The 26,779-nt window shown below is 67.0% G+C and carries 22 protein-coding genes; 1 reads left to right on the top strand and 21 read right to left on the bottom strand.

Translation table 11 applies throughout. The features are described from left to right. Nucleotides 1–281: 281 nt before the first annotated feature. The 5 genes from FAZ69_RS30960 to FAZ69_RS30940 all read right to left on the bottom strand — a co-directional run bounded on the left by FAZ69_RS30960 (nt 282) and on the right by FAZ69_RS30940 (nt 7,661). Nucleotides 282–2,174, bottom strand: coding sequence for an ABC transporter ATP-binding protein (locus FAZ69_RS30960; protein WP_136898908.1), 1,893 nt, complete (start codon nt 2,172–2,174; stop codon nt 282–284). Nucleotide 2,175: 1 nt separating this feature from the next. Further along, on the bottom strand, nt 2,176–3,111 hold the full coding sequence (locus FAZ69_RS30955; protein ID WP_136898906.1) for an ABC transporter permease: 936 nt from the start codon (nt 3,109–3,111) through the stop codon (nt 2,176–2,178). Between the two features lie 44 nt (nt 3,112–3,155). Then, nucleotides 3,156–4,109 (bottom strand): ABC transporter permease, encoded by a 954-nt coding sequence (locus tag FAZ69_RS30950; protein WP_136898904.1) that lies wholly within the window; start codon nt 4,107–4,109, stop codon nt 3,156–3,158. A 157-nt stretch (nt 4,110–4,266) separates the two neighbouring features. Then, nucleotides 4,267–5,841 carry an ABC transporter substrate-binding protein gene (locus FAZ69_RS30945; RefSeq protein WP_136898902.1) on the bottom strand — a complete coding sequence of 525 codons (1,575 nt, stop codon included), beginning with the start codon at nt 5,839–5,841 and terminating at the stop codon, nt 4,267–4,269. 905 nt (nt 5,842–6,746) lie between these two features. After that, a complete protein-coding gene (locus FAZ69_RS30940) occupies nt 6,747–7,661 on the bottom strand; it encodes a LysR family transcriptional regulator (protein WP_206171248.1) in 915 nt (304 codons plus the stop codon). A 125-nt stretch (nt 7,662–7,786) separates the two neighbouring features. Between FAZ69_RS30940 and FAZ69_RS30935 the strand changes: the two genes are divergently transcribed. Continuing rightward, the gene (locus FAZ69_RS30935; protein WP_136898898.1) at nt 7,787–8,881 is read left to right on the top strand and encodes a tartrate dehydrogenase; all 1,095 of its coding nucleotides are present in this window, start codon (nt 7,787–7,789) and stop codon (nt 8,879–8,881) included. A 46-nt stretch (nt 8,882–8,927) separates the two neighbouring features. Here the strand turns inward: FAZ69_RS30935 and FAZ69_RS30930 are convergent, their stop codons facing one another. The 16 genes from FAZ69_RS30930 to FAZ69_RS30855 form a co-directional block, all read right to left on the bottom strand. Further along, complete coding sequence (locus FAZ69_RS30930) at nt 8,928–10,601, bottom strand: methyl-accepting chemotaxis protein (protein ID WP_240702537.1); 1,674 nt, start codon at nt 10,599–10,601, stop codon at nt 8,928–8,930. A gap of 88 nt (nt 10,602–10,689) precedes the next feature. After that, the gene (locus tag FAZ69_RS30925; RefSeq protein ID WP_136898894.1) at nt 10,690–11,823 is read right to left on the bottom strand and encodes a porin; all 1,134 of its coding nucleotides are present in this window, start codon (nt 11,821–11,823) and stop codon (nt 10,690–10,692) included. Between the two features lie 110 nt (nt 11,824–11,933). Further along, nucleotides 11,934–12,608 carry a GntR family transcriptional regulator gene (locus FAZ69_RS30920; protein WP_136898893.1) on the bottom strand — a complete coding sequence of 225 codons (675 nt, stop codon included), beginning with the start codon at nt 12,606–12,608 and terminating at the stop codon, nt 11,934–11,936. A gap of 18 nt (nt 12,609–12,626) precedes the next feature. After that, the gene (locus FAZ69_RS30915) at nt 12,627–13,712 is read right to left on the bottom strand and encodes an ABC transporter ATP-binding protein (protein WP_136898892.1); all 1,086 of its coding nucleotides are present in this window, start codon (nt 13,710–13,712) and stop codon (nt 12,627–12,629) included. Nucleotides 13,713–13,741: 29 nt separating this feature from the next. Then, the gene (locus FAZ69_RS30910; protein WP_136898891.1) at nt 13,742–14,536 is read right to left on the bottom strand and encodes an ABC transporter permease; all 795 of its coding nucleotides are present in this window, start codon (nt 14,534–14,536) and stop codon (nt 13,742–13,744) included. Between the two features lies 1 nt (nt 14,537). Then, entirely contained in the window at nt 14,538–15,422 is an 885-nt protein-coding gene (locus FAZ69_RS30905; protein WP_136898890.1) for an ABC transporter permease, read from the bottom strand. Nucleotides 15,423–15,489: 67 nt separating this feature from the next. After that, nucleotides 15,490–16,533, bottom strand: a complete 1,044-nt coding sequence (locus FAZ69_RS30900) for an ABC transporter substrate-binding protein (RefSeq protein ID WP_240702536.1) — start codon at nt 16,531–16,533, stop codon at nt 15,490–15,492. A 56-nt stretch (nt 16,534–16,589) separates the two neighbouring features. Continuing rightward, nucleotides 16,590–16,904 carry an NIPSNAP family protein gene (locus tag FAZ69_RS30895; protein ID WP_136898922.1) on the bottom strand — a complete coding sequence of 105 codons (315 nt, stop codon included), beginning with the start codon at nt 16,902–16,904 and terminating at the stop codon, nt 16,590–16,592. A 21-nt stretch (nt 16,905–16,925) separates the two neighbouring features. Then, complete coding sequence (locus tag FAZ69_RS30890) at nt 16,926–18,413, bottom strand: aldehyde dehydrogenase (RefSeq protein ID WP_136898889.1); 1,488 nt, start codon at nt 18,411–18,413, stop codon at nt 16,926–16,928. Between the two features lie 62 nt (nt 18,414–18,475). Next, complete coding sequence (locus tag FAZ69_RS30885; RefSeq protein WP_136898888.1) at nt 18,476–19,519, bottom strand: LLM class flavin-dependent oxidoreductase; 1,044 nt, start codon at nt 19,517–19,519, stop codon at nt 18,476–18,478. Nucleotides 19,520–19,569: 50 nt separating this feature from the next. Next, complete coding sequence (locus tag FAZ69_RS30880) at nt 19,570–20,529, bottom strand: flavin reductase (RefSeq protein WP_136898887.1); 960 nt, start codon at nt 20,527–20,529, stop codon at nt 19,570–19,572. Continuing rightward, nucleotides 20,522–21,442, bottom strand: a complete 921-nt coding sequence (locus FAZ69_RS30875; protein WP_136898886.1) for an alpha/beta fold hydrolase — start codon at nt 21,440–21,442, stop codon at nt 20,522–20,524. Before FAZ69_RS30875 ends, FAZ69_RS30880 begins: the two co-directional genes overlap by 8 nt. Before the next feature lies 1 nt (nt 21,443). Continuing rightward, entirely contained in the window at nt 21,444–22,031 is a 588-nt protein-coding gene (locus FAZ69_RS30870; RefSeq protein ID WP_136898885.1) for an amino acid synthesis family protein, read from the bottom strand. A 268-nt stretch (nt 22,032–22,299) separates the two neighbouring features. Beyond that, on the bottom strand, nt 22,300–22,986 hold the full coding sequence (locus tag FAZ69_RS30865) for a GntR family transcriptional regulator (RefSeq protein WP_169708821.1): 687 nt from the start codon (nt 22,984–22,986) through the stop codon (nt 22,300–22,302). Nucleotides 22,987–23,114: 128 nt separating this feature from the next. Then, a complete protein-coding gene (locus FAZ69_RS30860; protein ID WP_136898883.1) occupies nt 23,115–24,857 on the bottom strand; it encodes a bifunctional protein-serine/threonine kinase/phosphatase in 1,743 nt (580 codons plus the stop codon). Next, nucleotides 24,854–26,287: an APC family permease gene (locus FAZ69_RS30855; RefSeq protein ID WP_136898882.1), complete on the bottom strand. Its 1,434-nt coding sequence runs from the start codon at nt 26,285–26,287 to the stop codon at nt 24,854–24,856. The genes FAZ69_RS30860 and FAZ69_RS30855 overlap by 4 nt, the downstream gene beginning before the upstream one ends. Between the last annotated feature and the right edge of the window lie 492 nt (nt 26,288–26,779).

Here is a 26,779-nt window from a genome sequence, read left to right as displayed (position 1 = left end):
GCCGCGTGCGAACGGGACGTTCGGCGGGCGATAGCAGTAGCCCCCAGAACGCTATCGCCAACAGCACTGCGTGCCTCCGGGACAGGCCGTCCGCCCAGGACGCGCTTTTGGTTACTTTTGGCAAGGACAAAAGTGACCCCGGTCCCGGGAAGGGACGGACTATACGGAACGACGCGAAATCAAAGTTGCACGACAACCGCAAACTTGCGCCCCCTCGAATGACAGGTATTGTTAGCGAGCCTTAGCCGCTTGCCGACACGGGGCGCACACCCCGCCCACGCTCAAACCACCGTCCGCTCCCTTGCCACCGACACCTGCTGCAGCGTCACGAGATCGGCCTCCGAGCGATGGCACAGCACCTCGGCGCCGTTCGACAACTGCCGCTTCGCCGGGGCCGTGGTGTTGCACAGCCCATCGACGCGCAGCGGACAGCGCCCGAGGAACGTGCAAAGCTCCGCGTGATCGGCCTTGCCGCCGATCGGCGGCAGCTCGCCGTGGCAACGCTCGGCGGCCTCGTCGAGCCAGCCCGTGCGCAGCTCCGGCGCGGACGAGATCAAGAGGTCCGCGTACGGATGGAACGGCGGCGCGCAAAGCGCGCTGCGGTCGCCCGCCTCGACGCGATGGCCCGAATACAGCACGACGATGTCGTCGCTGATCGCGCGCATCTTGCCGATGTCGTGCGTGATGAAGAGGTAGGAGACGCCAAGCTTCTTCTGCAGGTCGGCGAGCAGGTCGAGAATCGCCGCGCCGACCACGGTATCGAGCGCCGACGTCACCTCGTCGCAGAGGATCAGGTCGGGCTCGGCGGCGAGCGCACGCGCGAGATTGATCCGCTGCTTCTGCCCGCCCGACAGCTCGCCCGAACGGCGCGAGGCGAGCGCAGCCGGCAAGCGCACGAGATCGAGCAGCTCGGCGACGCGCCGGCGCGCCTTCTCGCCCTTCATGCCGTGATAGAACGCGAGCGGCCGCGTGAGGATCTGCTCGACCGTATGGACCGGGTTCAGCGCGGTATCGGCGTTCTGGAACACGATCTGGATGCGGCGGAACTGCTCCTTGGTGCGCCGTTCGAGCCGCGCCGGCATCGGCTCGCCGTCGAGCAGCAGCTGGCCGCCCGCAACCGGCACGAGCCCCGCGATCACCTTCGCGAGCGTCGTCTTGCCCGAGCCCGATTCGCCGATCACGCCGACGGTCTTGCCGCGCTCGATCACGAGGTCGACATCGTCGAGGATGCGCGCGGCGGGCAGGCCCTTCGCGTCGATCTTGCCGTAGCCGGCGACGAGGCGCCGGACTTCGAGCAGCGGACACGCCTTGCCCGCCGCGCCGGCGGACCGCGTCGCTTCCGATTCCTCCGCTTGCCCTCGCGCGCCGCGCCGCTTCGGCGCGACCGCGGCAATCAGGCTCTGCGTATAGGGATGCTCGGGCGCGGTGAGGATCTGCCCCGTGCTGCCGATTTCGCGAATCGCGCCGTCGCTCAAGACCACGATGCGATCCGCCATCTGCGCCACCACGGCCAGATCGTGCGACACGTAGACGGCCGTCGTCCCCAGCTCCTTCACGACGCGCTTGAACGCCTGCAGCACGTCGATCTGCGTGGTGACGTCGAGCGCGGTGGTCGGCTCGTCGAGGATCACGAGCTCGGGATCGGTGATGAGCGCCATCGCCGCCAGGAGGCGCTGCAGCTGCCCGCCCGACACCTGGTGCGGATAGCGCTTGCCGATCCGCTCGGGGTCGGGCAGCGCGAGCGCGCGGAACAGCTCGACGGCCTTCGCCTGCGCGGCGGCCTTGGTCATCGTCCCGTGGATCAGCGCGCTTTCGATCACCTGGTCCATGATCGAGCGCGCGGGATTGAACGCCGCCGCCGCGCTCTGCGCGATGTAGGCGACCTTGCGCCCGCGCAGCGACGCGAGCGCGGCGGGAGACAGCGAGCGCACGTCGAGCTCGCCGACGCGGATCGAGCCGCCCGCGATGCGGCAGCCGCGCCGCGCATGGCCCATCAGCGAGAGCGCGATCGTGGTCTTGCCGGAGCCGGATTCGCCGATCAGCGCGAGGACTTCGCCGCGCGCGACGTGGAAGTCGATATCGCGGACGATGGTCGTCTCGGGGCCGCCGTCGCTGCTGCCGACCACGCGCAGGCCACGGACTTCGACTAGGTTGGCGTTGAGGTTGGTACTCATCTCAACCCTCCGTCATGCGCTTGACGCGGGCGCGCATGCCCTTGTCGCGCAGGCCGTCGATCAGCAGGTTCACGCCGACCGTCAGGATCGCGATGGCGATGGCCGGCATCAGCACGACGGACGCGCCGTCGCCGAGCCCGGCGATGTTCTCGCGCACGAGCGAGCCGAGGTCCGCATAGGGCGGCTGCACGCCGAGGCCGAGGAAGCTCAGGCTCGATAGCAGCAGCACGACGAACACGAAGCGCAGGCCGAGGTCGGCGAGCATCGGATGCAGCATGTTCGGCAGGATCTCGACGACGCAGATATAGATCGCGTTCTCGCCGCGCACCTTCGCGACCTGCACGTACTCGAGCTGGCTGATGTTGACCGCGAGCGAGCGCGCGATGCGGTAGGCGCCCGGCGTGTAGCTGATGCCCGCGGTAAGCACGAGCAGCGTCAGCGACGAGCCGAACGCCGCCACGATCATCAGCGCGAACATCTTGGTCGGAATCGAGCTGACGGCGTCGAGCACGCGGCTCATGGTTTCGTCGACGGCGCGTCCGGCCACCGCGGCGAGCAAGCCGAGGCCCGTGCCGACCAGCGCGGCGAACAAGGCCGCCGCCAGCGCGAGCAGCACCGTCAGGCGCGTGCCGTACATGATGCGGCTCAGCATGTCGCGGCCGAGGTAGTCGGAGCCGAGCGGCAGCTTCGCGGAGAACGGCGCGAACACGTCGGGCGTGACGATCTCGCCGACCGCGTGCGGCGCGAGCCAGGGGCCGAACGCCGCGACGAACAGGGCGGCGGCAACCATCGCAAGGCCGAGCCAGCCGCTTGCGGAAAGCGTCGGCCGGCGGCGGCGCGCGCGCTTGGCGAGCGGCGCCGGCTCGTTGCCGCCGGCGGGCAGCGGGGAGCCCCCCTGCGGGGCGCCGGACGGCATCGGCGAATCGGGATATGGCATGGCGGAACTCCTGTGCAATGCCGCGTCGGGGCGGTGGGTGAACTTCATGTCCGCAGCCTCGGATTGGAGAGGATCGCGCACAGGTCGGCGAGCAGCACGAGGGTCAGGTAGCCGAGGCAGAACAGCAGCGTGCAGGCCTGCACGAGCGGCAGGTCGCGGTTGCTGACCGCATCGACCATCAACCGCGCGAGCCCGGGATAGTTGTAGATCGTCTCGACGATGATCACGCCGCCGAGCAGGTACGACAGGCTCAGCGCGACGGCATTCGCGATCGGGCCGATCGCGTTCGGCAGCGCGTGCAGCAGCACGACGCGCGCCGGGCTCGCGCCCTTCAGCACCGCCATCTCGACATAAGACGAGCCCAGCTGCTCGATCACGGCGGCGCGCGTCATGCGCGCCATCTGCGCGATGATCACGCAGCACAGCGTGACGACGGGCATCGCATAGGCGCGCATGAAGTGATCGAAGCTGTCGATCTCGCCGCCGTACGAAAGCGCCGAAAGCCAGTGCAGCTTCACCGCGAAGATCAGCACGGCAAACGTCGCGATCAGGAACTCGGGCGTCGCGACGAGCGCGAGCGTGCCGAGGCTGACGATGCGGTCGAGCAGCGAGCCGCGCTTGACCGCCGCGAGGATGCCGAGCGAAATCGCGATCGGCACCGAGACGAGCGTGGTGATCGCCGCGAGCGAGAGCGAATTCGGCAGGCGGTCCTTGATCAGCTCGGAAACCGGCAGGTCGTTCGACAGCGAGTGCCCGAAGTTGCCGTGCACGAGGCCCGCGAGCCAATGCAGGTAGCGCAGGTACACGGGCTGGTCGAGGCCGAACTGCAGGCGCAGCGCGGCGAGCGTCTCGGGCGTCGCGGCCTGGCCGAGCGCCTGTTGCGCGGCGTCGCCCGGCAGCAGGTTGGTGATCGTGAAGATGATCATCGACACGATCAGCAACGTCAGCAGCGTGAGCAGAAAACGCCTCGCAATCAGGGCGACAATCGTGGAGTTCATCGCACGGGCCTCCTGGAAATATGGCGGGGGAGCAGCGGCGGACTGCGTGGTCCGCCTGCCTCGATGATGGACGGCCAAAAAACACGCGGCGCCGGCACCGGCCAAGGAGGCCGGCCGCCGCGTCAACGGCCGGCTCATCACCGGCCACCGCGTCGAATCAGGCTTCCAGCCAGACGTGCTCGGCGAACGAGAAGCCCATCATGCCGCCGGTCGGGATCGAGCCGAGGCCCTTCAGGCGCTTGTCGTAGCCGTCGAGCAGGCTGATGAAGGTCGGGATGCCGATGCCGCCCTCGTTGCTGACGAGCACCTGCATGTCGGCATACATCTGCTTGCGCTTGGCGTCGTCGGGTTCGCCGCGCGCCGCGAGCAGCAGCTGGTCGAACTTCGGGTTCTTCCAGCCCGACTCGTTCCACGGCGCATCCGACTTGAAGAACTGCGTGAACAGCACGTCGGCGCTCGGACGCGGGTTGATGCTGCCGAACCCGAGCGGATGCTTCATCCAGTGGTTCGACCAGTAGCCGTCGGGCGGCACGCGGTTCACCTGGATGTTCAGGCCGATCTTCTGGCCCGCGAGCTGCATCATCTCGGCCATCTCGATCGAGCCGTTGGCGTCGGTCGTCGCGTAGATCGGCGGCAGCGCCGTGCCGATCGCGCCCGCTTTCTGCATGTAGAACTTCGCCTTGTCGAGGTCGTACGGACGCTGCGGCAGGCCCGCGAAGTAATAGCGATGGCTCGGCGGAATCGGCTGGTCGTTGCCGACCACCGCGAAGCCGCGGAACACGGCCGTGCGGATCTGCTCGCGGTCGAACAGGTACTTCATCCCCGTCACGAAGTCGGGGTTGCCGGTGAGCGGGTTGTCGCGCCGCATGATGAGGTCGGTGTAGAGGCCCGACTTGGTTTCCTGGACCGCGTAGCCCGGCGTCGAGTTGACGCGCTGGGTCGCACGCGGGTCGACCGCGCTGATCAATTGCACGTCGCCCGAGAGCAGCGCGTTGACGCGCGCCGCGTCGTCGCCGATGCCGATCAGCTCGATCTGGTCGAGATACGGCTTGCCGGGGCGCCAGTAGCTGTCGTTGCGCACGCCGATCGTCGTCACGCCGGGCTTGAACGTCTTCACCTTGTAGGGACCGGTGCCGACGGCCGTCGTGAAGTCGGTCGTGCCGTCCTTGACGATGACGAGCTGCGGCGTCGCGAGGATCGCGGGCAGGTCGGCGTTCGGCGCGGTGAGCGTGATCGTCACTTCGTCCGGGCCGGTCGCCTTGATGTCGGCGAACTGGTCCGCCACCGACTTCAGCTTCGACGCCGTCGCCGGGTTCTTGTGGCGCAGGAGCGAGTAGGCGACGTCGGCCGGCGTCAGCGATTTGCCGTCATGGAACGTGACGCCTTTCTTCAGCTTGATGACCCACACCTTGGCGTCGGTCGAGGTGAACGAGTCGGCGAGCGCCGGCTGCGGCGTGAGGCTGCCGTCGAACTGCGCGAGGCCGCTGTAGAACATGAAGAAGCGGATGTAGTCAGCGCCGGTCGAGCCCTTGGCCGGATCGAGCGTGTCGGAGGTCGAGCTCGACTCGTAGGCGACGCGGATCTTGCCGCCCTTCTTCGGCGCATCGGCGGCGAAGGCGCTCTGCGCCGCCGTCATCAGGCCGCCACCGGAAGCCAGCATGCCTCCCGCGGCCAGGATTCGCATCATGTCGCGGCGGCTGAAACCACCTTGTTTGTTTTCGTCGTCGTTCATGGAACTGCTCCTCGTACCAGGGGAAGGAATGTGGGTCGTGTGCGTGTGGCGACCCTTCTTGGCACGCGGTCTCGCATGCAGTCCCGCCGCGGTTCGGCGACAGACGGCGCATGAAGCACGTGTGTTGATGGAAATTTAAGCACCGCAAAAATTGCGGAATGTCCCGATTCGGGGTCTCGCGCGATCGAAACGCATCGTTTTGATGGCGCTTCACAGCATGAATTGCTGTGGTGGTCCCTGGCTCGGGGGGGCTTAGGGGAATGCCCTTAGTCGTTCGGTTCGCAATGGGCCGCCTGTTCTTGCTGCTTTTGCTTGCGTACGCTGTCTCAAGCTCATATCGTGTCGGTCCGTATAGTCCGTCCCTCCCCGGGACCGGGGTCACTTTTGTCCTTGCCAAAAGTAACCAAAAGCGCGTCCTCGGCGGACTGCCTCGGCCGAAGCGCACTCAGTCCTGTTGGCGGTAGCGTTCTGGGGGCTACCGTTACCGCTCGCCGTACGTCCCGTTCGCACGCGGCACGGAATGGCTCCGCGACGAAGCAAATGGAGGACATCGGTTTGGCCACGCCCCACGTGCCTGCGATTAGAAGTAAACGCGAGCGCATGCGCCGCATCCAAGACAAGCGCCTTCGGGCTTGGCCTGACCATCAGTATTGGTTTGATTCGACTCTGCGTAATTCAGTGCCGCGTGCTAACGGGACGTACGGCGAGCGATAGCAGTAGCCCCCAGAACGCTATCGCCAACAGCACTGCGTGCCTCCGGGACAGGCCGTCCGCCCAGGACGCGCTTTTGGTTACTTTTGGCAAGGACAAAAGTGACCCCGGTCCCGGGGAGGGACAGACTATACGCACCGCCGCGAATTCAAAGTTTTCGCGAAAACCTTGGCAAAAGAAGGAACACGGCCGCGTCAGCGGTTCTGAGCAAACCCCAGCCTCGCCAACTCCACGCCGACAAAATCAACACACGCCCGCACCTTCGCCGACGACGCCAGCCGCGACGGATACACGGCCCAGACGTCGGCGGGCTGCGTCACGTCCGGCAGCACCTGCTTGAGCGCGCCGGTTTCCAGATGCTCGCGCACGTCCCAGATCGAGCGCAGCACGATGCCGCGCCCGGCGAGCGCCCAGTCGACGGCCACCTCGCCATGATTGGTCGACAAAGGCCCGGTCACCTTGATCGTCGCCGGCTCGCCGCGCACCGAGAGCCGCCAAACGCCGAGCGACTGGTCGCGCTCCTTGATGGCGATGCAGTGATGCGACGAGAGGTCGGCCAGCTGCTTCGGCGCGCCATGCCGCTCCAGGTAGGCAGGCGCCGCGCACAGCACGCGATGGTTCGGCGCGAGGTGCTTCGCGATCAGGTGCGGGGCGATCTCGTCGCCGATGCGGATGTCGAGGTCGAAGCCTTCGCCCGCTACATCGACGAGCCGGTCGAACAGATCGAGCCGCACGCGCAGTTGCGGATGAGACTGCGACAACCGCTCGAGCATCGGCGCCACCACCTTGCGGCCGAAGCCGAGGCTGCTCGAAACGCGCAACGTGCCGCGCGGCACCTGGCGCGTCGCGGAAACATCTTCGACGAGCTGGTCGACGTCGTCGAGGATCTTCTCGGCCCATGCATAGACGCGCTCGCCCGCCTCGGTGATCGCCACGCGGCGCGTCGAGCGGTGCAACAGGCGCGTGCCGAGCTGCGCCTCCAGCATGCCGACGCGCTTGCTGACATAGGCGGGCGACACGGCCAGCGCCTCGGACGCCGCGCTGAAGCTCGCGTGGCGCACCACGACGCAGAACACGCGGACGTCGTCGAGGTTCAGCGATTTATTCACGATTCGTGGACAGTGGCTTAACCGAAAGCACGATTCTAGGTGAAACAAAACGGAATAGAATCGCTCGCATTCCCTACGGCGAAGGGCTGTTGCCCGCGCTCGACGACTCTGGAGGAGGACTGGACATGCCCAGCAAGACATATCGGATCGCCGTGATTCCCGGCGACGGGATCGGCGTCGAAGTGATGCCCGAGGCGCTGCGCACGCTCGACGTGGTGAGCAAGCGCTTCGACATCGACTTCGAGTACCAGCACATCGAATGGGCGAGCTGCGACTACTACCTGAAGCACGGCAAGATGATGCCGGACGACTGGAAGCAGCAGCTCTCGAGCGTCGACGCGATCCTGTTCGGCGCGGTCGGCTGGCCCGCCACGGTGCCCGACCACATTTCGCTGTGGGGCTCGCTCCTGAAGTTCCGCCGCGAGTTCGACCAGTACATCAACCTGCGCCCCGCGCGCCTGTTCGAAGGCGTGCCCTGCCCGCTCGCGAACCGCAAGGCCGGCGACATCGATTTCATGATCGTGCGCGAGAACACCGAGGGCGAGTACTCGTCGGTGGGCGGCGTGATGTACGAAGGCACCGAGCGCGAGGTCGTGATGCAGCAGTCGATCTTTTCGCGCTTCGGCACGGAGCGCGTGCTGAAGTTCGCGTTCGACCTCGCGCAGCGCCGCGAGAAGAAGATCACCGTGGCGACCAAGAGCAACGGCATCGCGATCAGCATGCCGTGGTGGGACGCGCGCGCGGCCGAAGTCGCGGCGCTTTACCCCGAGGTCGCCGTCGACAAGCAGCACATCGACATCCTCTGCGCGCGCTTCGTGATGAGCCCGGACCGCTTCGACGTGGTGGTCGCCTCGAACCTGTTCGGCGACATCCTTTCCGATCTCGGGCCGGCCTGCACCGGCACGATCGGTCTGGCGCCGTCGGGCAATCTGAACCCCGAGCGCAAGTTCCCGTCGCTGTTCGAGCCCGTTCACGGCTCCGCGCCCGACATCGCGGGCAAGAACATCGCGAACCCGGTGGCGATGATCTGGTCGGCGGCGATGATGGTCGATTTTCTGGGTGGCAACGTGGCCGGGCCGGAGCGCGATGCGCACGACGCGATCGTCGCGGCGATCGAGGACGTGCTCAAGCACGGGCCGCATACCGGGGACCTCGGCGGGAAGGCGAGCACGACGGAAGTCGGCCGTGCGATCAGCGAGCGGCTGGCGGGCGCGTCCTAAGCGAATCGGCGACGGCGCCCTGCGGCCCGGCGTGGTCCGGGCTCGGTCAGGCGCCGCCGGTCGTCAGAACAGGCGAGCCCGGCTCCTGACCTGGAACCGACGGCATCGACAAGGAAAAGCGCGACGGGCTTTGCGGTCCAGCGGCTCGCGGCATGGCGGCATCGATGTCCGCGAGCTTGAACACGGCCACGGCGTCCTTCAGGTCGATCGCCTGTTCTTCGAGCGACCGCGCCGCCGCGGCCGCCTGCTCGACGAGCGCCGCGTTCTGCTGCGTGACCTCGTCCATCTGATTGACGGCCAGGTTGACCTGCTCGATGCCTCGGCCCTGTTCCTCCGACGCCGACGCGATCTCGGCGACGATGTCGGAGACCTGCTTGATCGCCTGCTTGACCTGCCCCATCGTCTCGCCGACGTCGCCCGCCTGCCTCGCACCTGCCTGGATCACCGCGACCGACGAGCCGATCAGCTCCTTGATCTCCTTTGCCGCCGTGGCCGACCGTTGCGCGAGGCCGCGCACCTCGCTCGCGACCACGGCGAAGCCGCGCCCCTGCTCGCCGGCTCGCGCGGCCTCGACGGCGGCGTTCAGGGCGAGGATGTTGGTCTGGAACGCAATGCCTTCGATCACGCCGGTGATCTCGGAGATCTTGTTCGAGCTGTCGTCGATCTTCCCGATCGTCTGGACCATGCCCAGCACCGCGTCGTTCCCGGCGTTGGCCAAGCCGGAGGCGCGCGCGGCGAGCGCGCTGGCCTGCCTCGCGTTGTCGGCGTTCTGCCTGACGGTCTCCGTCAGTTGCGTCATGCTGGCCGCCGTCTCTTCGAGCGACGCGGCCTGTTGTTCCGTGCGCGAGGAAAGATCGAAGTTCCCGGCCGCGATCTCGCTCGAAGCGGTGGCGATGCTGTCGGTGCCCGTCCTCACGCGCCCTACGATGCTCGAAAGGCTCTGGTTCATGGTCTTCAGGCTCTGCATCAACTGCCCGGTTTCATCCGTCGACAACGCTTCGATGCGAGCGCTCAGATCCCCCTCGGCGACGCATGTCGCCACCGTCACGGCCTGCTTCAGCGGACGGGATACGACGCGGGCAAGCCAATTGCCGGCAAGAATGGCTGCCAGCACCGCGATCAGCGACGTGGCCAGGATGGTCGCGTACATCCTCGCGCGCAGCGAATCGAGCGCCTTCCGGCTTTCCGACATCCGGCTTCTCTCGTAACCGTCCAGTTTGTCGACGGACGCGATCAGCTTCTCGGTCCCGAGGTAAGAGCCGAATCCTTCCGTCATTGCGGACAGGTCGCTCATGTTGACCGAGTACTCGTCCACTTTCTTGCGCGTTGCCACGAGAGGATCGACGACAGTCCGAAGCCACGCGTCGTACTGTTCCTGGCACTCGTCGGCGAGCCGCGCGCCCTCGGCGGTGCCGTCTATCGAGCGCAGCGCGGCCAGTCGCGTCCCGAAGTCGCCGCCGTGCTTGACGATCCACTCCTTGTGCCCGGGCTTGCCGTTCAAGTTGTTCGCGAGAACCGCCCAGACGATGTTGAGATAGTCCGCCGCCCCGTCCTTCAGCAAGAGGAGCATCTCTTCCGATGCCGCCACCTCCTTCTGCTTCTGGTCGATGGCCCGGATGCTGGAGAGGCAGATACCCGCACTGATCGCAAAGGCAATGATCACGCCGGCAAATGCAACGCCGATCTTTCCTGCGATGGATAAATTCTGGACACTCTTCACGGTGACACTCGTAGGGAAGTAAAGCTCTGTTTCGTCACAAGTGCCCGCGGCCATGACCAGCACGGACGCGGGCACCCGATCACTCCGTTTAGAACTTGTGCACGATGCCGGCCCGGAACATCAATTGGCGGTCGGTGGTGGACGCGTCGGCGATCGAAAAATCGAAGATGTCGGCATTCTTCGCCGACCCGGCGGCCAGTTGGAACGCGCCCATCGCATAGAGCGTCGTGCTCTTCGAGAGCGTGTAGCTGGTCATCAGCGAGACCTGGTGGTACTTCGGGCTGCTGTCGTTGTAGTCGACCTTGCCGTCGGTGTAGGAATAGGCCGCGCCCAGCGTCACGCTTTTCGTCACGTCGTAGGTTCCCCACACCTCGTAGTTGGCGAAGCTGACCGAGCTCGTCGTGCCATTGGCGTTGTCGAACTTCGTGTTCGTGTAGTCGATGCCGGCCAATGCCGCGCCCGCCCTGTAGCTGACGCCCACGCCGACGATCCGCTCGTTGCTCGGATTGCCGACATAGCTGAACGGCCCGCTCGCCCCGATCGCGGACCCCGTGGTGTTGCCGATGAAATCGCCGTCGGTGAACAGGCTCGCGGGATTCTTCGCGTAGAAGTACGCCGCGCCCGCATTGAACCCGCCCAGCGCGTAGCTCGCCCCGATGCTCCACATCCCCGTCGTGCCGACGCCGGAGGCATTGGAGTTCGTGAATGCGTACACGCCGCCGAAAGTCACGCCGGCCAGGGTCGGGCTCGTGTACTTGACCGCGTTGTTCACCCGGAACGAGTTGTCGGTGTTGTCGATATCGCCGCCATGGACGAACGGCCCGCCGATCTGACCGGCAGCCGTGACGGGCTGGACGTAGTCGACGACGGAATCGTACTGGCGCCCGAGCGTCACCGTGCCGAGATTGTCCTTCGAGAGTCCGACGTAGGCCTGCCTGCCGAACTCCCGTCCGCCTTGGCGCGACTGGCCGTTCTCGAGGCTGAACCCGGCTTCGAGCTTGAACAGCGCTTTCAGGCCGCCGCCGAGGTCCTCTTCGCCCTTCAATCCCCAGCGGCTGCCGTAAATGCCGTCGTAGGTGCCGTCGCGCATGCGCCAGAGCGCATGCCCGCCGCTGTTGTTGACGTAGTCGATCCCCTCGTCGATCACCCCGTACAAGGTGACCGACGACTGCGCAGCCGCCAGGTTCGGCATGATCGCCACGATCGCCACCCCCGATATCATTCGGATTACTGATTTAACTTCATAAGCCTTTCTCATTGAAATCTCCCGTTGTTGCGATTGCCGTTGTGAGTGTTGCTCCGTCCTGGAACTAATCCATTTCTTCTTTGCTTTTATTTCATCAACTGCGCCGCCGCGATCTCCGCCACGCGCCGCACGTGCGCCAGCGCGGCTGCCTGCGCGCGCTGCGGATCACGCGCCGCTATCGCTTCGAGGATGCGCGTCATTTCGGCGACGGCCTGGCGGCCTCGGTCGTCCGAGGCGATCGTCAGCGCACGCAAGCGGTTGATCCGCGCATTCAGCGTCTGCACGATCTCCCACGCCACCGTCTTGCCGCCGCCCTCGAACATCGCTTCGTAGAAACGGCCGGTCTGTTCGAGCACCGTCTGATGGTCGCGCGCGGCGAAAGCCCGCTCGATCTGCGCCACGCACTCGGCGAGCCGAGCCGTCACGGCCGCGCTTGCATGCGACGCGCACGCCATCGCCGCGTCGCCCTCGAGCAGCCCGCGAATCTCGTAGATCTGCGCGGCCGTGTCCGCATCGAGCGTCGCGACGATCGGCCCCTGGTTCGGAAGCGACGCGACGAGCCCTTCGGTCTCCAGATGCCGCAAGACCTCGCGCACCACCGTGCGGCTCACGCCGAGCTCCCCGCACAACGAGCGCTCGACGAGCCGCTCGCCCGGATGAAAATGCGCATCGACGATCGCCGCGCGCATCTTCTCCAGCGCGAGCTCGCGCAGCGTCGTGGTGGGCCGTTCGACGCGCAGCGAAGACACGAGACCGCTCATGGCCTGCTTCCTTCGTGCTCAGGCAAACAGGCGCGCGTCGCGCGCATCCCATTCGACGAGCGCCTCCATGCCGATTGCGAGGCCGCTGTCGTGGCGCGCGCCCCCCGGCATCCGGATCGAGATCTCCTGCTGCCACGGCGTCGCGACCGCGTAGTGCAGCGAGTCGCCGAGATAGGTGATGTCGCGCACCGTCACCGGCAAGCCGCCATCGCCCGTCGCGCCCTGCTGCGCGCGGATGCGCATCTGCTCGGGCCGCACCATCAGCGTGCCGTCGTCGCCGGCCGCGAGCGCCGCGTTGACGCCACCGCCGGCGACTGCCCGGCCGTTCGGGAACACGCCGTCCGCGCGGCCATCGCGGTTCGACGTGACGCGCACCGGCAGGAAGTTCGAGTTGCCGATGAAGCTCGCGACGAAGCGCGAAGCCGGGTTCGCATACAGATCCTCGCCGCTGCCGACCTGCTCGATACGCCCCTTGTCGAACACGGCGATGCGATCCGACAGGCGCAGCGCCTCCTCCTGGTCGTGCGTCACGTAGAGAATCGTCACGCCGGTCTCCTGGTGAATGCGCCGCAGCTCTAGCTGGATCTCCTCGCGCAGCTTCTTGTCGAGTGCGGACAGCGGCTCGTCCATCAGCAGCACGGGCGGATCGTAGGCGAGCGCGCGCGCGATCGCGACGCGCTGCTGCTGGCCGCCCGACAGCTGCGCGGGCATCCGGTCGCGGCACTCCGAGAGATGCACGAGCTTGAGCATCTGTTCGACCTTCGCCTTCACTTCGGCTTCCGGACGCCGCCGCACGCGCAGCGGAAACGCGACGTTCTCGCCGACGCTCAGATGCGGAAACAGCGTGTAGCGCTGGAACACCATGCCGATGTTGCGCTTGTTCGGCGGCACTTCGAGGAGCGGCTTGCCGTCGAGCAGCACGCGCCCTTCGGTCGGCGCCTGGAAGCCGGCAACGATGTAAAGCGTCGTGCTCTTGCCCGAGCCCGACGGCCCGAGGAAGGTCATGAACTCGCCCTTCTTGATGTCGAGCGAAACATGGTCGATCGCGACGACCTGGTCGTAAGTCTTGCGCAGGCGCTGGATTTGCAGGAATGCAGCAGTCATGGCTCGTCTACCTCCTCATTTACCCTGCTTTATCGGGCGCGCTTGACGAGCGCGCCCAGCAACATCAACACGACGGTCAGGCCGACCAGCAGCGACGACGCGGCCGCGATCACGGGCGTCAGGTCCTGGCGCAGCGTCGACCAGATCCGCACCGGCAGCGTCTGCAGCGTGGGGCTCGCCATGAAGATCGAGACCACCACCTCGTCCCACGAAGCGAGGAACGAGAAGATCGCCGCCGCGAACAGGCCGAGCCGGATCGCCGGCAGCGTGACGCGCAGCTTCACTTCGAGCGGCCCCGCGCCGCAGATCGACGCGGCCTCTTCGAGCGACACGTCGAAGCTTTCGAGCGAGTTGCTGATCGCGATGATCGAGAACGGCAGCGCGATGATCAGGTGGCCGATCACGAAGCCGACGAGCGTGCCGTTCAGGCCGATGCGCAGGAAGAACGCGTAGAGCGCGACGGCCAGCACGACGACGGGCAGCACCATCGGCGTCAGGAAGAACGCTTGCACCGTGCGGCGTCCGCGAAACTTGCCGCGTACCAGCGCGAGCGAGGCGAGCAAGCCAAGCCCGACCGACAGCGCCGTCACGATCACGGCGATCTTCGCGCTCGTCAGCAGCGAGTCGATCCAGCCGGAGTCGGTCAAGAGCTGCCGATACCACTCGAGCGTCCAGCCCGGCGGCGGAAAGATCAGCCACTGCGAGTCGCCGAACGAGAGCGCGACGATGAACACGATCGGCAGCAGCAGGAACAGCGCGACCGCGCCGCCGACGAAGAGCAGCATCCAGCGCAGCGCGCCGAGACGATCGAAATCGAGCAGCATGTCAGTCTCCGTAGGCGGTGCGCGCGCCGCCGCCCGTGAAGCGCAGCTGCAGCGCGTAGAGCGCGAGCGTCACCGCGAGCAGCACGAACGCCGCCGCCCCCGCGAGCCCCCAGTTCAGGAGCGACTGCACGAGTTGCGCGATCAGCTCCGCGAGCATCATGTACGACGGCCCCCCGAGCAGTGCCGGCGTGACGAAGTAGCCGAGCGCCATCACGAACACCATCAGCGCGCCCGACGCGATGCCCGGCATCGCGAGCGGCACCAGCACGCGCCAGAACGCCTGCCAGCGGCTCGCGCCGCACACGGCCGCGGCGCGCAGCGTCGACGGGTCGATGCTGCGCAGCGTCGCGTGCAGCGGCATGACGAGGAACGGCAGCATGATGTAGGTCATCCCGACCGTCACGCCGACGAGGTTGTTCACGAGCGCGAGCGGCTCGCTGATGAGACCGAGCGCCATCAGCATCCGGTTGATCGGGCCGGTCGCCTGCAACAGCACCATCCAGGCGAAGGTGCGTGCGAGCAGGTTGGTCCACATCGACAAGAGCATGATTGCGAACAGCACGCTTGAGAGCTTGCGCGGCGCGATCGCGAGCAGCCACGCGGTCGGGAAGCCGACCGCGAGCGTCACGGCCGTCACCACCGTCGCGACCAGGAACGTGTTGCCGAACACGCGCAGGTAGGTGGTCGAGCCGACGAGCTGCGCGTAGTTCTGCAGCCCGAACGCCGGTTCGATCAAGCTGCGCAGCAGCAGCGACAGCACGGGCAGCAGGAAGAAGATCGCGAGCAGCAGCAGCGCCGGCGCGAGCAGCCGGGCGCTGCGCCAGTCGCGGCGGCGGCGCACGGGCGCAGCGGTCGGCGGCACGGCGGTACGCATTACGTGGGGCATGGTCACTCCTCAATCCGGCGCGGCCGGGACATCCGGCCCGGCCGCATCAAACGGCCGGTCCGCTCCATCACTTCGACTGCCACGCGTACCAGCGCTTGCCGATCGCATCGCGGTTCTGCGCCCAGTACTTCATGTCGAGGTTGATCTGCGAGGTCTTGTACTGGTCCGGCAGCGTCTTCGCGACAGCCGGCGCCATCAGCGCGGCGGACTTCACGTTGATCGGCGCGTAGCCGGTATCCGCGGCGAACTTCGCCTGGGCCTGCGCGCTCGTCGCGGCGGCCAGGTACTTCATCGCCTCGTCGCGGTGCTTGGAGCCCTTCGGCACCACCAGCATGTCGGCGGCCGTGAGGTTCTGGTTCCACGAGATGCCGACCGGCACGCCCGTCTCCTCGAGCGCGTGCAGCCGCCCGTTCCAGAACATGCCGATCGGCGCCTCGCCCGACGCGAGCAGCTGCTGCGATTGCGCGCCGCCGCTCCACCAGACGATGTCGCTCTTGATCGTGTCGAGCTTCTTGAACGCGCGATCGAGATCGAGCGGATAGAGCTTGTCGGCCGGCACGCCGTCGGCGAGCAGCGCGATCTCCAGCACGCCCGGCGCCGACCACTTGTAGAAGGTGCGCTTGCCGGGAAATTTCTTCGTGTCGAACAGGTCGGCCCAGGTCTGCGGCTGCGCGCCCTTGAAGCTCGCCTTGTTGTAGCCGAGCACGAACGAGTAGTAGAAGCTGCCGACGGCGCCGGCCGACGCGAAGCGCGGGTCGAGCTCGTCCTTCTTCACGACCGAGTAGTCGATCGGCTCGATCAGGCCGTCCTTCTGCGCGGCGTACGCGAAGTCGCCTTCGACGTCGACCACGTCCCAGTTGACGTTGCCGCTCTCGACCATCGCCTTGAGCTTGCCGTAGTCGGTCGGCCCGTCCATCAGCACGTTGATGCCGGTGGCCTGCGTGAACGGCTGCGCCCAGTCCTTCTGCTGCGACGATTGCGTGGTGCCGCCCCAGCTCGTGAACACGATCGAGTCCGCGGCGGCGGCCGGCGCGGACGCCGCCAGCAGCAATGCACAGACGGCGAACGGAACGGCGAGCGGTGCGGCGGACTTGCTCCAATTGCGCTTCATGTAGATCTCCATGCTGACTAAGTTGACGAGCCGGCCGGCTCTTTCGTTGACGTGTGTCACTGCAGCGGCGAAAAGCGCGCCGGTCTCATGATCTTGTTATTCATCTCTTCCATCAGTGCCTGGATCTTCGGCGCGAACGCCTGCCAGGCGGGGTCTTCGGCGAGCGCGGCGCGGCGGCGCTCGCGCTCGTCGAGACTCGGGTAGGCCCAGATATGGACGATCTCGTTCAGTGGGCCGATCTCCGAATGGAAATAGCCGATCAGGTCGCCGAGGTAGCGCTTCTGCAACGCGATGCCCTCTTCCTCGACGAGCTTCAGATAGGCGGGTACGGCGCCGGTCTTGATCCGGTAGGTGCGGATTTCGTAGTACATGGGCGTGTCTCTCATCAACGCTCAGCGCATCACGAACGGGTCGGCGATCGGCTCGTCCGACGTGCGGATCCAGACCGACTTCGTGCGCGTGTAGTCGAGCACGGCATCGAGCCCGCCTTCGCGGCCGAGGCCGCTCAGGCCATAGCCGCCGAACGGCACGATCGGCGACACCGCGCGGTACGTGTTGACCCAGACGATGCCCGCGCGCAGCGAGCGCGTGAGGCGGTGCGCGCGCGTCAGGTCGCGCGTGAAGACACCGGAGGCGAGGCCGTAGCGCGTGTCGTTGGCAAGCGCGACGGCATCGGCTTCGGTATCGAATGTCACGACGCTCAGCACGGGGCCGAACAATTCCTGCTCGACGCTCGGCACGCGCGGATGCGGGCAATCGACGATCGTCGGGCGGAAGTAGAACCCTCGCGCGAACGCCTGCGGCGCCTGCCCGCCGGTGACGATGCGCCCGCCCGCCTCGACGCTCGCGCGCAGCACGCGCTCGATATGCTCGTGCTGCCGGAGCGTGGCGAGCGGCCCCATCTCGGTGGCCGGATCCTGCGGATCGCCGATGCGGATCGCCTCGGCCTTGGCGACGAGACGCGCGACGAGCGCATCGTGAATTCCGCGCTGCACGACGAGGCGCGAGCCCGCGACGCAGCTCTGGCCCGTCGCCGCGAAGATGCCGGCGACGACCGCGTTGGCCGCGCTGTCGAGATCGGCGTCGTCGAACACGAGCACGGGCGACTTGCCGCCGAGTTCGAGCGAAGTCGCCGCGAGGTTCTCCGCCGAGTTGCGCACGACGTGGCGCGCGGTCTCGGGGCCGCCGGTGAACGCGATCTTCGACACGAGCGGATGACTCGTCAGCGTGCGGCCGCAGTCGCCGCCGAAGCCGGTCACGATGTTGACGACGCCCGCCGGGAAACCGGCCTCATGCACGAGCCGCGCGAATTCGAGCAGCGGCGCGGGACCGTCTTCCGACGCCTTCAGCACGATCGTGCAGCCTGCCGCGAGCGCGGGCCCCACTTTCACCGCCGACAGGAACAGCTGCGAATTCCACGGCACGACCCCGGCGACGACGCCGACCGGCTCGCGCCGCAGCGTCACTTCCATGTCGGGCTTGTCGACGGGCAGCCACGCACCCTGGATCTTGTCGGCGACGCCCGCGTAGTAGCGGTAGTACTCGGCGACATAGCCGATCTGCGCGCGCGTCTCGCGGATGATCTTGCCGGTGTCCTGCGTTTCGAGCTCGGCGAGCCGCAGCGCGTGTTGCGCGACGAGATCCGCGAGCCGGTACAGCAGCTTGCCGCGCGCGCTCGCGGTGAGGCTCGCCCACGCAGGATCGTTCAGCGCGCGATGCGCGGCTCGCACCGCGCGGTCGACGTCGGCCGCGCCGGCCGCCGGCATCCGCGCCCAGACTTCGCCGGTGGCGGGGTTGACGCTGTCGAAGTGCTCGCTGCCGTCTTCGAATTCGCCGTCGATGTATTGCTGGAAACGCTGGACCGTATTGGTCTGGACCATGTCGGCTGCTCCAATCCGATTGCGGGGAATGCCCGGTGACGCGCTCGTCCGGTGACTTGCCGCTAGCGCTGACTGAACGCCGGCATCACTTCGGCGATGAACAGTTCGAGCGACTTGCGCTTGCGCTCGTAGCTCATGTGGCTGTCGAGCCAGAAGCTGTACTGGTCGTAGCCGAGCTCCTCGTAGCCCTTCAGGCGCGCGATCACGTCCTTCGGCTCGCCGATCACGAGGTTCTTGCGGATCGCGTCGGGCGAATACTGCGGGAACATCGCGACGTCGGCATCGGTCAGCGGCTCGATGAAGCCCTGCTCGATCGGGCGCTCGTTCTTGAACCACTTGCTGAAGTAGCGATAGAAGCGCGCGAGGTCTTCGACCGCCGCATCCACTTCGGCGGCATTCGCGCCGACGAACGTGTGCATCAGCATCATCACCTGCGGGCGCGGCACCTCGGGATGCGCAGCGCAGGCGGCGTTGAAGCGCTCCATCAGGCTCACGACTTCCGCATCGCCGGCCGCCAGCGACGTCACCTGAACGTTGCAGCCGTTCGCCACGGCGAACGCATGCGAGTTCGGATCGCGTGCGGCCAGCCAGAGCGGTGGATGCGGCTGCTGAACGGGACGCGGCACCGGCGTCGATGCAGGCCACGACCAGAACTCGCCCTGATGCGCGTAGTCGCCCGCGAACAGCTTGCGCAGCGCCGGCACCAGCTCGCGCATGCGCGCACCGGCGCTCATCGCGTCGAGGCCGGGCAGCAAACGCTCGTACTCGAACGAATAAGCCCCGCGTGCGATGCCCAGATCGAGGCGGCCGTTGCTCGCCACGTCGACCATCCCGGCTTCGCCGGCGAGCGCGATCGGATGCCAGAACGGCGCGATCACCGTGCCGGTGCCAAGGCGGATGCGCTCGGTCTTCGCGGCCAGATACGCGAGATTCACGAACGGGTTCGGCGCGATCGTGAACTCCATCGCGTGGTGCTCGCCGATCCAGGCTGTCTCGAAGCCGCCGCGCTCGGCGAGCTGCACGAGCTCGGTCATCTGGTCGAACAGCTCGCGATGCGTCGTGCTCGCGTCGTACCGCTCCATATGCAGGAACAACGAAAACTTCATGATGTTTCAGCTCCTTGTGTCCTTACGTCTCGCCAAGCCGGCCGGCGGCATCAATGCGCGAACGCCAGCGGCTGCACCGTGCCCGCTTCGCTGTCTCCGACGTAGATGCCGAACGCGTCCTCGCTGCGCTCCCGCACATAGCGTTCGAGCATCGAGCGCACAGCGTCGTCATGCAGCCCGTCCCAAGGGATCGCGTTGAGCGGCACGATGCGCACCGGGCTCGATGCATCCGCAGCGGCCTCGTCGTCGAGCACGCGACCGCGGTAATAGATCTGCACACCCGGCGTCGGCCCGCCGCTCGCTTCGAACACCGCGAACAGGAAGTCGAGATGGGCGTCGAGCTTGAGCTTCGCCAGTACGCCGCGCAGGCTGCCCGTGTCGGTTGCGGGCTCGAGGCGCGTGCCGGTCGGCAGTTGAAGCCCTTGCGGCGTATCGATCAGCACGAGGCCGCGCGGATGCTCGAGAATCGCGCCGACGCGCGCGCGCTGCCCCGCCGCCGCCAGCGCGTCCTGCGACAGGCTGAAGTTCACGTACGCGCCGCGGCAGTAGCCGAGCGGCGTCGAGCTCGTGTGCGCGAAATCGACCACGCGCCCAAGCAGGATGATGTGGTCGCCCGCGTCGAGCACCTCGTGCGTCGCGCAGTCGAAGCTCGCCGCCGCGCCGTCCATCACCGGCGCGCCCGTGACGCGCGCGCTCCAGGCGACTTGCGCGAACTTGTCGGCGGCCTTCGAGGCGAACACGCCGGACACGCTCTTCTGATCCTCCGCGAGCACGCTGACCGCAAAGTGCCGGGTCGCGGAGAACACCGCGTAGCTCGAGGCCGTCTTCGCGATGCAGACGAGGATCAAAGGCGGATCGAGCGACACCGACGTGAACGAGTTCGCCGTGAAGCCGCGCGGCGAGCCGTCGGGCTGGAGTGTCGCGACGACGGTGACGCCCGTCACGAACGCGCCGAGCGCGCGGCGGAATTCGACGGGGTCGAAAACAGGTGCGTAAGCAGGCTCATCCATGATGGGCTCCTTTCAGGAACGCCAGCAGCCGTTCGTTGACGAGGGCCGGCTCGGTCACGTTCATCATGTGGCGCTCGTTCGCGATGATCTCGGCGCGGCCGCCGGGCGCCGCCGCCGCCATCGCCCGCGACATCGCCGGGCTCGAGTTCGGGTCGTGCTCGCCGGTCAGAAAAAGCGCGGGCACGGCAAGCCGCTCCAGGCGCCCGACGTGCGCGCCGTCGGCGCTCGCGAAGAGGCGATAGGTGCGCTGGTAGCCGATCGGGTCGACCGACAGCAGCAGCGTGCGCACGGCCTGCGCCGCGCCGGTCAAGTGGCCGGGCACGGGGTCGCCGAACCAGCGCGAGAGCGTCGCGTCGATGCCGGGGATGAACGTCGCGTCGTCGAGGGTCTCCGCGCGGCTCATCACCGCTTGCCGCTGCTGAGGCGTGCGGTCGTAGACGGCGTTGAGCGCCGCGACCGAAAGCGTGCGGTTCGGGTGCGTGAGCGCAAATTCGAGCGCGACGAGCGCTCCCATCGAATGCCCGACGACATGGGCGGCCTCGACGTCGAGCGTATCGAGCAGCTGCGCCAATTGCGCCGCGTACTCGTCGAGCCGTGCGGCCGGCGACGGCAGCGCGCTGCGGCCGTGGCCGAGCATGTCGTAGACGACGACCTGGAATTCGGCGCAGAGCGCTTCGACCTGTGGCGCCCACACGCTCTGGTTCATGCCCACGCCGTGGATCAGCACGACCGTCGCGCGCTTCCCGGCATCGGCGGCACGCGCCGCGTAGACGCTGTAGCTCGTGCCCGCGGCGACGCCGCTGCGCACGGGCGGGGCGAGTGCGGCGATCTCAGTGCGCGCCGGGCCGCCCCAAGCGCCCTGAGACGCCCCCTCGGGGGGCAGCGAGCAAAGCGAGCGTGGGGGGCGTTTCATTTCAGGCTTCATTTCCCGCAAGCTCCTTCAGGTCCTGATAGCGGTCGCCGATCCGGTGATGCGGACGCCCGCCGACCGACGCGCCCAGCGCGATCACGATCTCGTCGGGCGCGGGCGCATCGGTAATCGAAAACTGCACGGTCAGGTAGTGCGAGCGCATGCCTTCGTCGTGCTTGTGCATGAGCGGGATCGAGATCGGGCAGTTCGGGCCGCCGCGCAGGTTCGTGAAGGCGAGGTAGCTCTTCGCGCCGACCGCTTCGCGGTACTTGTTGCCGAAGCGCAGCGTGTGGATCAGCGCCGACGCATGCTCGACCTCGCCCGAGGTGCCGACGATCGCCGCCTTGCCGTAGCCCTCGACGGCCTCGCCGCCGCCTGCGAGGCGCAGCACTTCGGCGGTGAGGATCTCGCCGAGCTGCGGCGCGAGCGCATGGATTTCGGGCTTCAGGTCTTCGACGAAGCCCCGGCCTGCCCAGGGATTGCGGATCACGGCGGCCGCGCCGAACAGCTTCAACGGCTGCGCCGCGTCCTTGCCGCCTTCGATGAACGTCGTCTCGGCGTACGTGACCAGCTTGCGCATCTCCAATTTCATACCCGCTCTCCTTGCGATGGGCTCGTGCCCGTTGGTGTCGCTTGTTGAGATTATGGTATGCCATCTTATTGGCCGGTCCAAGCTTTTCAATATTATGGAATACCATAATTTGACTGATGCTTTTTCAGGCACTAGGACCGGGCCAGGACGTGCAGGTTGCAGTGCAGCAACGCACGCCGGAGATGACCGCGAACGGCGATGCGGAAGCGCCAAAACAAAAGCCGCCGGATCCCGGCGGCCTTCGGTCAGAACCGGTTTCGAGAATCGCTCAGGCGCTGCCGGCTGCCTGCTCCTGCTGTTCGAGCGCATGCAGCGCGAGCTCGGACGTGCGCCGGATATGCGCCGCCGACGCCGCCGACGCAGCCTCTCCGTCGCGCCGCTCGATCGCATCGAGCAGCGCGTTCATCTCGCGGTTCGACTCGTCGCGGCGGCCGGGCACCGCGATGGTCAGGGCGCGCAGCCGGTTGATCCGCGCGTTCAGCGATTTGACGACGGCCAGCGAGACCTGCTTGCCCGCGCCGTCGAACAGCGCTTCGTAGAAACGCTCGGTGCATTCGAGCACGCGCGGCCAATCGTCCTGCTTGAACGCGTCCTCGACCGTCTTGCGGATTCCGCGCAGTTGCTTGACGAGCGCAGGCGTCGACCGCTCTGCGCACGCGCGCGCGGCGTTCGCCTCCAGCAAGCTGCGCAGCTCGTAGATTTCGCCGACCTGCGCGGGATCGAGCCGCGCGACGATCGGCCCTTGCCGCGCCACGGTCTCGACGAGCCCTTCCGTCTCAAGATGCCGCAGCACTTCGCGCACCACCGTGCGGCTCACCCCGAGCTCGTCGCACAAGGTCCGCTCGACGAGCCGGTCGCCCGGACGGAAATACCCTTGCACGATCGCGCTGCGCAGCTTGTCCAGCGTGAGTTCGCGAAGTGTCTTGGCGTTGCGGTCGATTCTGAGGTTTGACATGGGCGGCAAAAGGGGGAAGGACGATGGTCCGCACGCGGCTTCGATGCTCCAAAGCGCACGCTGGAATGCCATATTATCGTCCAACTCGCCAATCGGCCCTCAGGCCCGCGGCCCTGCCCGCTCCGCGCTCAAGTCCCGCCCACACCGCGCGCGAGCGACATCAGCAGCAGGATCAGCAGAATCAAGGCCACCGTTTTCCAGAACGTCACGGGACTGCGCTCGATCAACGGCCGCGCCGTGGCCGGCGCCGTCTCGCTGCCTCCCGCCGCGAAACGGTCGAGGTCGGCGCAGACCTCCAGCGCATCCTGGTAGCGGCGCTCCGGATCGGTCTGCATCGCCTTTTCGAGCACGAGGTCCAGCCATGCGGGAAGGTCGGGCCGGTGGTGATGCAGCGGCACGCGACCGTTGAAGCCGTACGGCGAGCGCCCGCCGCTGAAGGTGCGGTACAAGGTGACGCCGAACGCGAAGACCTCGGAGCGCGCATCGCCCTGGGCGCCCTTGATGAGCTCGGGCGCCATGTAGGCCGGCGTGCCGGGCGCGGTCAGCGGCCCCGGCGCGAGCAGGCCCGGCATGTAGGCAAAGCCCAGGTCCAGGAGCCTCACGCTGTCGTCGGGCAGCACCAGGATGTTCTCGGGCTTGATGTCGCGATGGAAGATGCCCTGGCGATTGAGCGCGTGGATCGCGCGGCCGAGTTGCCGGGCGATCGACAGCCCGCGCGTCAGGGACATCGGCGCCGGCGTCATCAGCGTTTCGAGCGGCAGGCCGTCGAGGAACGGCATCGCGACATAGAGGCGGCTCTGCCGCGCGGGATCGATCGCGCTCGGCGCGAGCACATTCTCGTCGCCGATCTTCCCGGCGAGCCACCGCTCGCGGACGAGGGACTGGCGCACATTGGCGTCCTCTTCGACGCGCGGCTTCGGGAACTTGAGCGCGAGCCGCGTTTCCGGCTCGGCGAGATCGTGGCCGATGAAGATCCGGGAGTAGCGGCCGTCACTCAGGATCGTGGTCAGCGCATAGCCGTCGATCACCTCTCCGCAGGCGGGAACGGCGAGAATCGGCAGGTCGCCGAGCACGCCTTCGAGATAGTGATAGTCAAGGACCGGAACGTTGCGCACGTCGATCACGGCCGCCGAGACGTCGTCGGTCGATCCGCGCGTGCGCGCCATCTGCACGAGGCGCTGCGCCACCGCGGCGGCCGGCGCCTGCGCCGACAGCAAGGCCCGCAGCTCGCGCGCCGGCACGCGCCGATGAAGCCCGTCGGAGCACAGCAGCAAGCGGTCGCCCGCCTGGAGCTCCCAGCTTTCGATGCGCGTCACCAGCGCGCTCTGGAGCCCGATCGCGTGAGCGACGAAAGCGCCGAACGGCACGTCCGTGACGTCGTCGCCGCCGAGCTGCGAGAGTTCGCCGCCACGCATCTGATAGAGCCGGACGTCGCCCGCGCTGATCAGCCAGGCCGCGCCGCCCCTGACCACGAGCGCCGCAAAGCACGCCGCCATCAGGCTCAGCTCCGCATCGCTGCGGCCGATCTGATGCAGCCAGCGGTGGATCGCGTTCAGCGCGCGCGATGCGGCGGCTTCGGGCGAGAGCGTGTCGGGCGGCGCGTAGTAGCCGTCGATGAAGCTGCGCACGGCGAGCTCGGCGGCCACGCGTCCGCCCCGGCCGCCGCTCATGCCGTCGGCCAGCGCGACCACGCTGCCGCGCGCCGAGCGCTGCATGAGATCGCCGAGCATGACGCCGACGTAGTCCTCGTTGCGCCCGCCGCGGCCTGCCTCCGAAACAAAAGCAATGTCGAGCTCGGGACATTCGCCGCGCTCGGGAAGCAGCGCCATGCGGGCCTGCTCGACGGCATTCGCGTGGAGAGTCTCGGTCATTTCCTGTCGAAAATCGCAGCCTCGCTCGATTCGAGGTCGTGCTCGATCTTATCGAGAACCTGCGGCGCCCGCTTCTTCAGCATCGCGAGCCAGATCAGGCCAAACGCCATGTAGGCGACGAACAGGTAGGGCAGGAGGTTGTACGGCCAATCCGGAACCGGATAGACGCTGCCGAAGAAGCCGCCGATCATCGCGACCGCGCCCAGGACGCCCACCACGACATTGGCGAGCTTGAGCTGCCCTTGCTTCTTCAGGTAGATCGGCGCGGACACCGAGATCAGGAAGTAGGCCACGATGAAGCCGAAGGTCGCGAACGTGCTCGTATAGCCGAACGTGTTCAGCGCGCCCGTGCCCAGCAGCGCGAGATTCACGACCAGCGAGAGGATCGCGGCAAAGGCCACCGCATAGTGCGGCGTCTGATGCTTCGTGTGGACCATGCCCATCGAGCGGTGCACGAACTGATAGCGGCCCATCGAGAACAGCAGGCGGCTTGCGGCGTTGATCGAGGCCAGCACGCAGGCGAACGCGCTCACCGATGCGATCAGGTAGAACAGCGGCGCCAGCGCCGGCGCGCCGAGGCCTTTGAGCAGCGTCTGAAGCGGGGCGGTATCGTTGCCGAGCTTGGCCACGTCGCCGCCGTAGGCGACGACCATCGAATAGGCGACGAACATGAAGAACGCGCCCGCCACCACCATGCTCCAGATGATCGCGCGCGGAATCGCCTTCAGCGGGTTCTTGGTCTCCTTGCCGAGCGACGCGGCGCTCTCGAAGCCGACGAACGAGAAGATGCCGAGCACCATCGCCTCCGCCATGCCCTTCGGCGTCGTGCCTTGCAGCGACAGCTGCGCATGATCGACGATGCGCTCCGGATGCTGATAGAAGACCACGAACAGCACGCCGCCGACGATCGTGATCGACGCGGCCTCGATCGCGAGGCTCAGGCGCGACGACAGCTTGATGTCGCGCGACGAGAGGAACCAGGCCAACGCGGCACTGACGACATAGATCAGCCATGTCGGCACGGCGATGCCGAACGGCGTGAACGCGTTCTGCACGAAGATCGCCTCGCCGGCGAGCACGCCCATCGCCGTGCCGGTGTACGCGGCGATCAGCCCCCATCCCGCGATGCCGCCCGCGATCGGCCCGAGCGAGCGCGAGATGAAGATGAAGAACGATCCGGCCGCGGCGAAGCGGCTCGCCAGCACGGCGATGTTGAGACTGACGAACATGAGCCCGAGCGTCGACAGCCCGTAGACGAGCCAACTGCCCGTGCCGGCGAGCGCGCAGAGCGCCACGACGTTGAGCGACGGCGTCAGCGTGGGAGAGATATTGGCCAATGACTGGCCGATCGTCTCCATGAAGCCCAGGCTCGACGATCGAAGATCGGTCGATGTCGAAGAAACCGAGGTAGGTTGCGGCATAACGCTCATGCTGGACTCTCCTGTCGTCAAAGTTAGGTGCTTGATGATTGGTTTAGGCTTGCTCTCTTTCATGCCGCGGCGTGCCGTACGCTTTGCCCCTCCCCGGGGCGGGGGTCACTTTGGTCTTGCCCAAAGTAACCAAAGGCGTGTCCTGGGCGGACGGCCTTGGCCCGTTAGCACTCAGTCCTGTTGGCGGTAGCGGTCGGGGGCAAGCGTCATCGCTCGCCGTACGTCCCGTTCGCACGCGGCACGGAATTGCGCAAAGTCGAATCAAATCAATACTGATGGTCAGGCCAGGCCAGAAGACCCTTGTCTTGCGATTCTGCTTCATGCGCTCCTGCTGACTTTCAATCATGGGTGACACAGGGCGCGGCCAAACCGACGCCTTCCGTTTGTTTCGTCGCAGGGCCGTTCCGTGCCGCGTGCGAACGGGACGTGCCGCGCGCGATAACAGTAGCCCCCAGAACGCTATCGCCAACAGCACTGCGTGCCTCCGGGACA

The sequence above is a fragment of the Trinickia terrae genome (genome assembly GCF_005144415.1).
Lineage (GTDB): Bacteria > Pseudomonadota > Gammaproteobacteria > Burkholderiales > Burkholderiaceae > Trinickia_A > Trinickia_A terrae.
This window is presented reverse-complemented; position numbering and strand designations above follow the sequence as displayed.

What these genes read in the sequence shown, in the direction of transcription:
- FAZ69_RS30960 (WP_136898908.1), bottom strand. Translation starts at nt 2,174, where the DNA reads ATGAGTACCAACCTCAACGCCAACCTAGTCGAAGTCCGTGGCCTGCGC.
- FAZ69_RS30870 (WP_136898885.1), bottom strand. Translation starts at nt 22,031, where the DNA reads ATGAAATTGGAGATGCGCAAGCTGGTCACGTACGCCGAGACGACGTTC.
- FAZ69_RS30855 (WP_136898882.1), bottom strand. Translation starts at nt 26,287, where the DNA reads ATGAGCGTTATGCCGCAACCTACCTCGGTTTCTTCGACATCGACCGAT.
- FAZ69_RS30955 (WP_136898906.1), bottom strand. Translation starts at nt 3,111, where the DNA reads ATGCCATATCCCGATTCGCCGATGCCGTCCGGCGCCCCGCAGGGGGGC.
- FAZ69_RS30860 (WP_136898883.1), bottom strand. Translation starts at nt 24,857, where the DNA reads ATGACCGAGACTCTCCACGCGAATGCCGTCGAGCAGGCCCGCATGGCG.
- FAZ69_RS30865 (WP_169708821.1), bottom strand. Translation starts at nt 22,986, where the DNA reads ATGTCAAACCTCAGAATCGACCGCAACGCCAAGACACTTCGCGAACTC.
- FAZ69_RS30880 (WP_136898887.1), bottom strand. Translation starts at nt 20,529, where the DNA reads ATGGATGAGCCTGCTTACGCACCTGTTTTCGACCCCGTCGAATTCCGC.
- FAZ69_RS30895 (WP_136898922.1), bottom strand. Translation starts at nt 16,904, where the DNA reads ATGTACTACGAAATCCGCACCTACCGGATCAAGACCGGCGCCGTACCC.
- FAZ69_RS30935 (WP_136898898.1), top strand. Translation starts at nt 7,787, where the DNA reads ATGCCCAGCAAGACATATCGGATCGCCGTGATTCCCGGCGACGGGATC.
- FAZ69_RS30900 (WP_240702536.1), bottom strand. Translation starts at nt 16,533, where the DNA reads ATGAAGCGCAATTGGAGCAAGTCCGCCGCACCGCTCGCCGTTCCGTTC.
- FAZ69_RS30905 (WP_136898890.1), bottom strand. Translation starts at nt 15,422, where the DNA reads ATGCCCCACGTAATGCGTACCGCCGTGCCGCCGACCGCTGCGCCCGTG.
- FAZ69_RS30915 (WP_136898892.1), bottom strand. Translation starts at nt 13,712, where the DNA reads ATGACTGCTGCATTCCTGCAAATCCAGCGCCTGCGCAAGACTTACGAC.
- FAZ69_RS30925 (WP_136898894.1), bottom strand. Translation starts at nt 11,823, where the DNA reads ATGATATCGGGGGTGGCGATCGTGGCGATCATGCCGAACCTGGCGGCT.
- FAZ69_RS30885 (WP_136898888.1), bottom strand. Translation starts at nt 19,519, where the DNA reads ATGAAGTTTTCGTTGTTCCTGCATATGGAGCGGTACGACGCGAGCACG.
- FAZ69_RS30890 (WP_136898889.1), bottom strand. Translation starts at nt 18,413, where the DNA reads ATGGTCCAGACCAATACGGTCCAGCGTTTCCAGCAATACATCGACGGC.
- FAZ69_RS30875 (WP_136898886.1), bottom strand. Translation starts at nt 21,442, where the DNA reads ATGAAACGCCCCCCACGCTCGCTTTGCTCGCTGCCCCCCGAGGGGGCG.
- FAZ69_RS30945 (WP_136898902.1), bottom strand. Translation starts at nt 5,841, where the DNA reads ATGAACGACGACGAAAACAAACAAGGTGGTTTCAGCCGCCGCGACATG.
- FAZ69_RS30910 (WP_136898891.1), bottom strand. Translation starts at nt 14,536, where the DNA reads ATGCTGCTCGATTTCGATCGTCTCGGCGCGCTGCGCTGGATGCTGCTC.
- FAZ69_RS30920 (WP_136898893.1), bottom strand. Translation starts at nt 12,608, where the DNA reads ATGAGCGGTCTCGTGTCTTCGCTGCGCGTCGAACGGCCCACCACGACG.
- FAZ69_RS30950 (WP_136898904.1), bottom strand. Translation starts at nt 4,109, where the DNA reads ATGAACTCCACGATTGTCGCCCTGATTGCGAGGCGTTTTCTGCTCACG.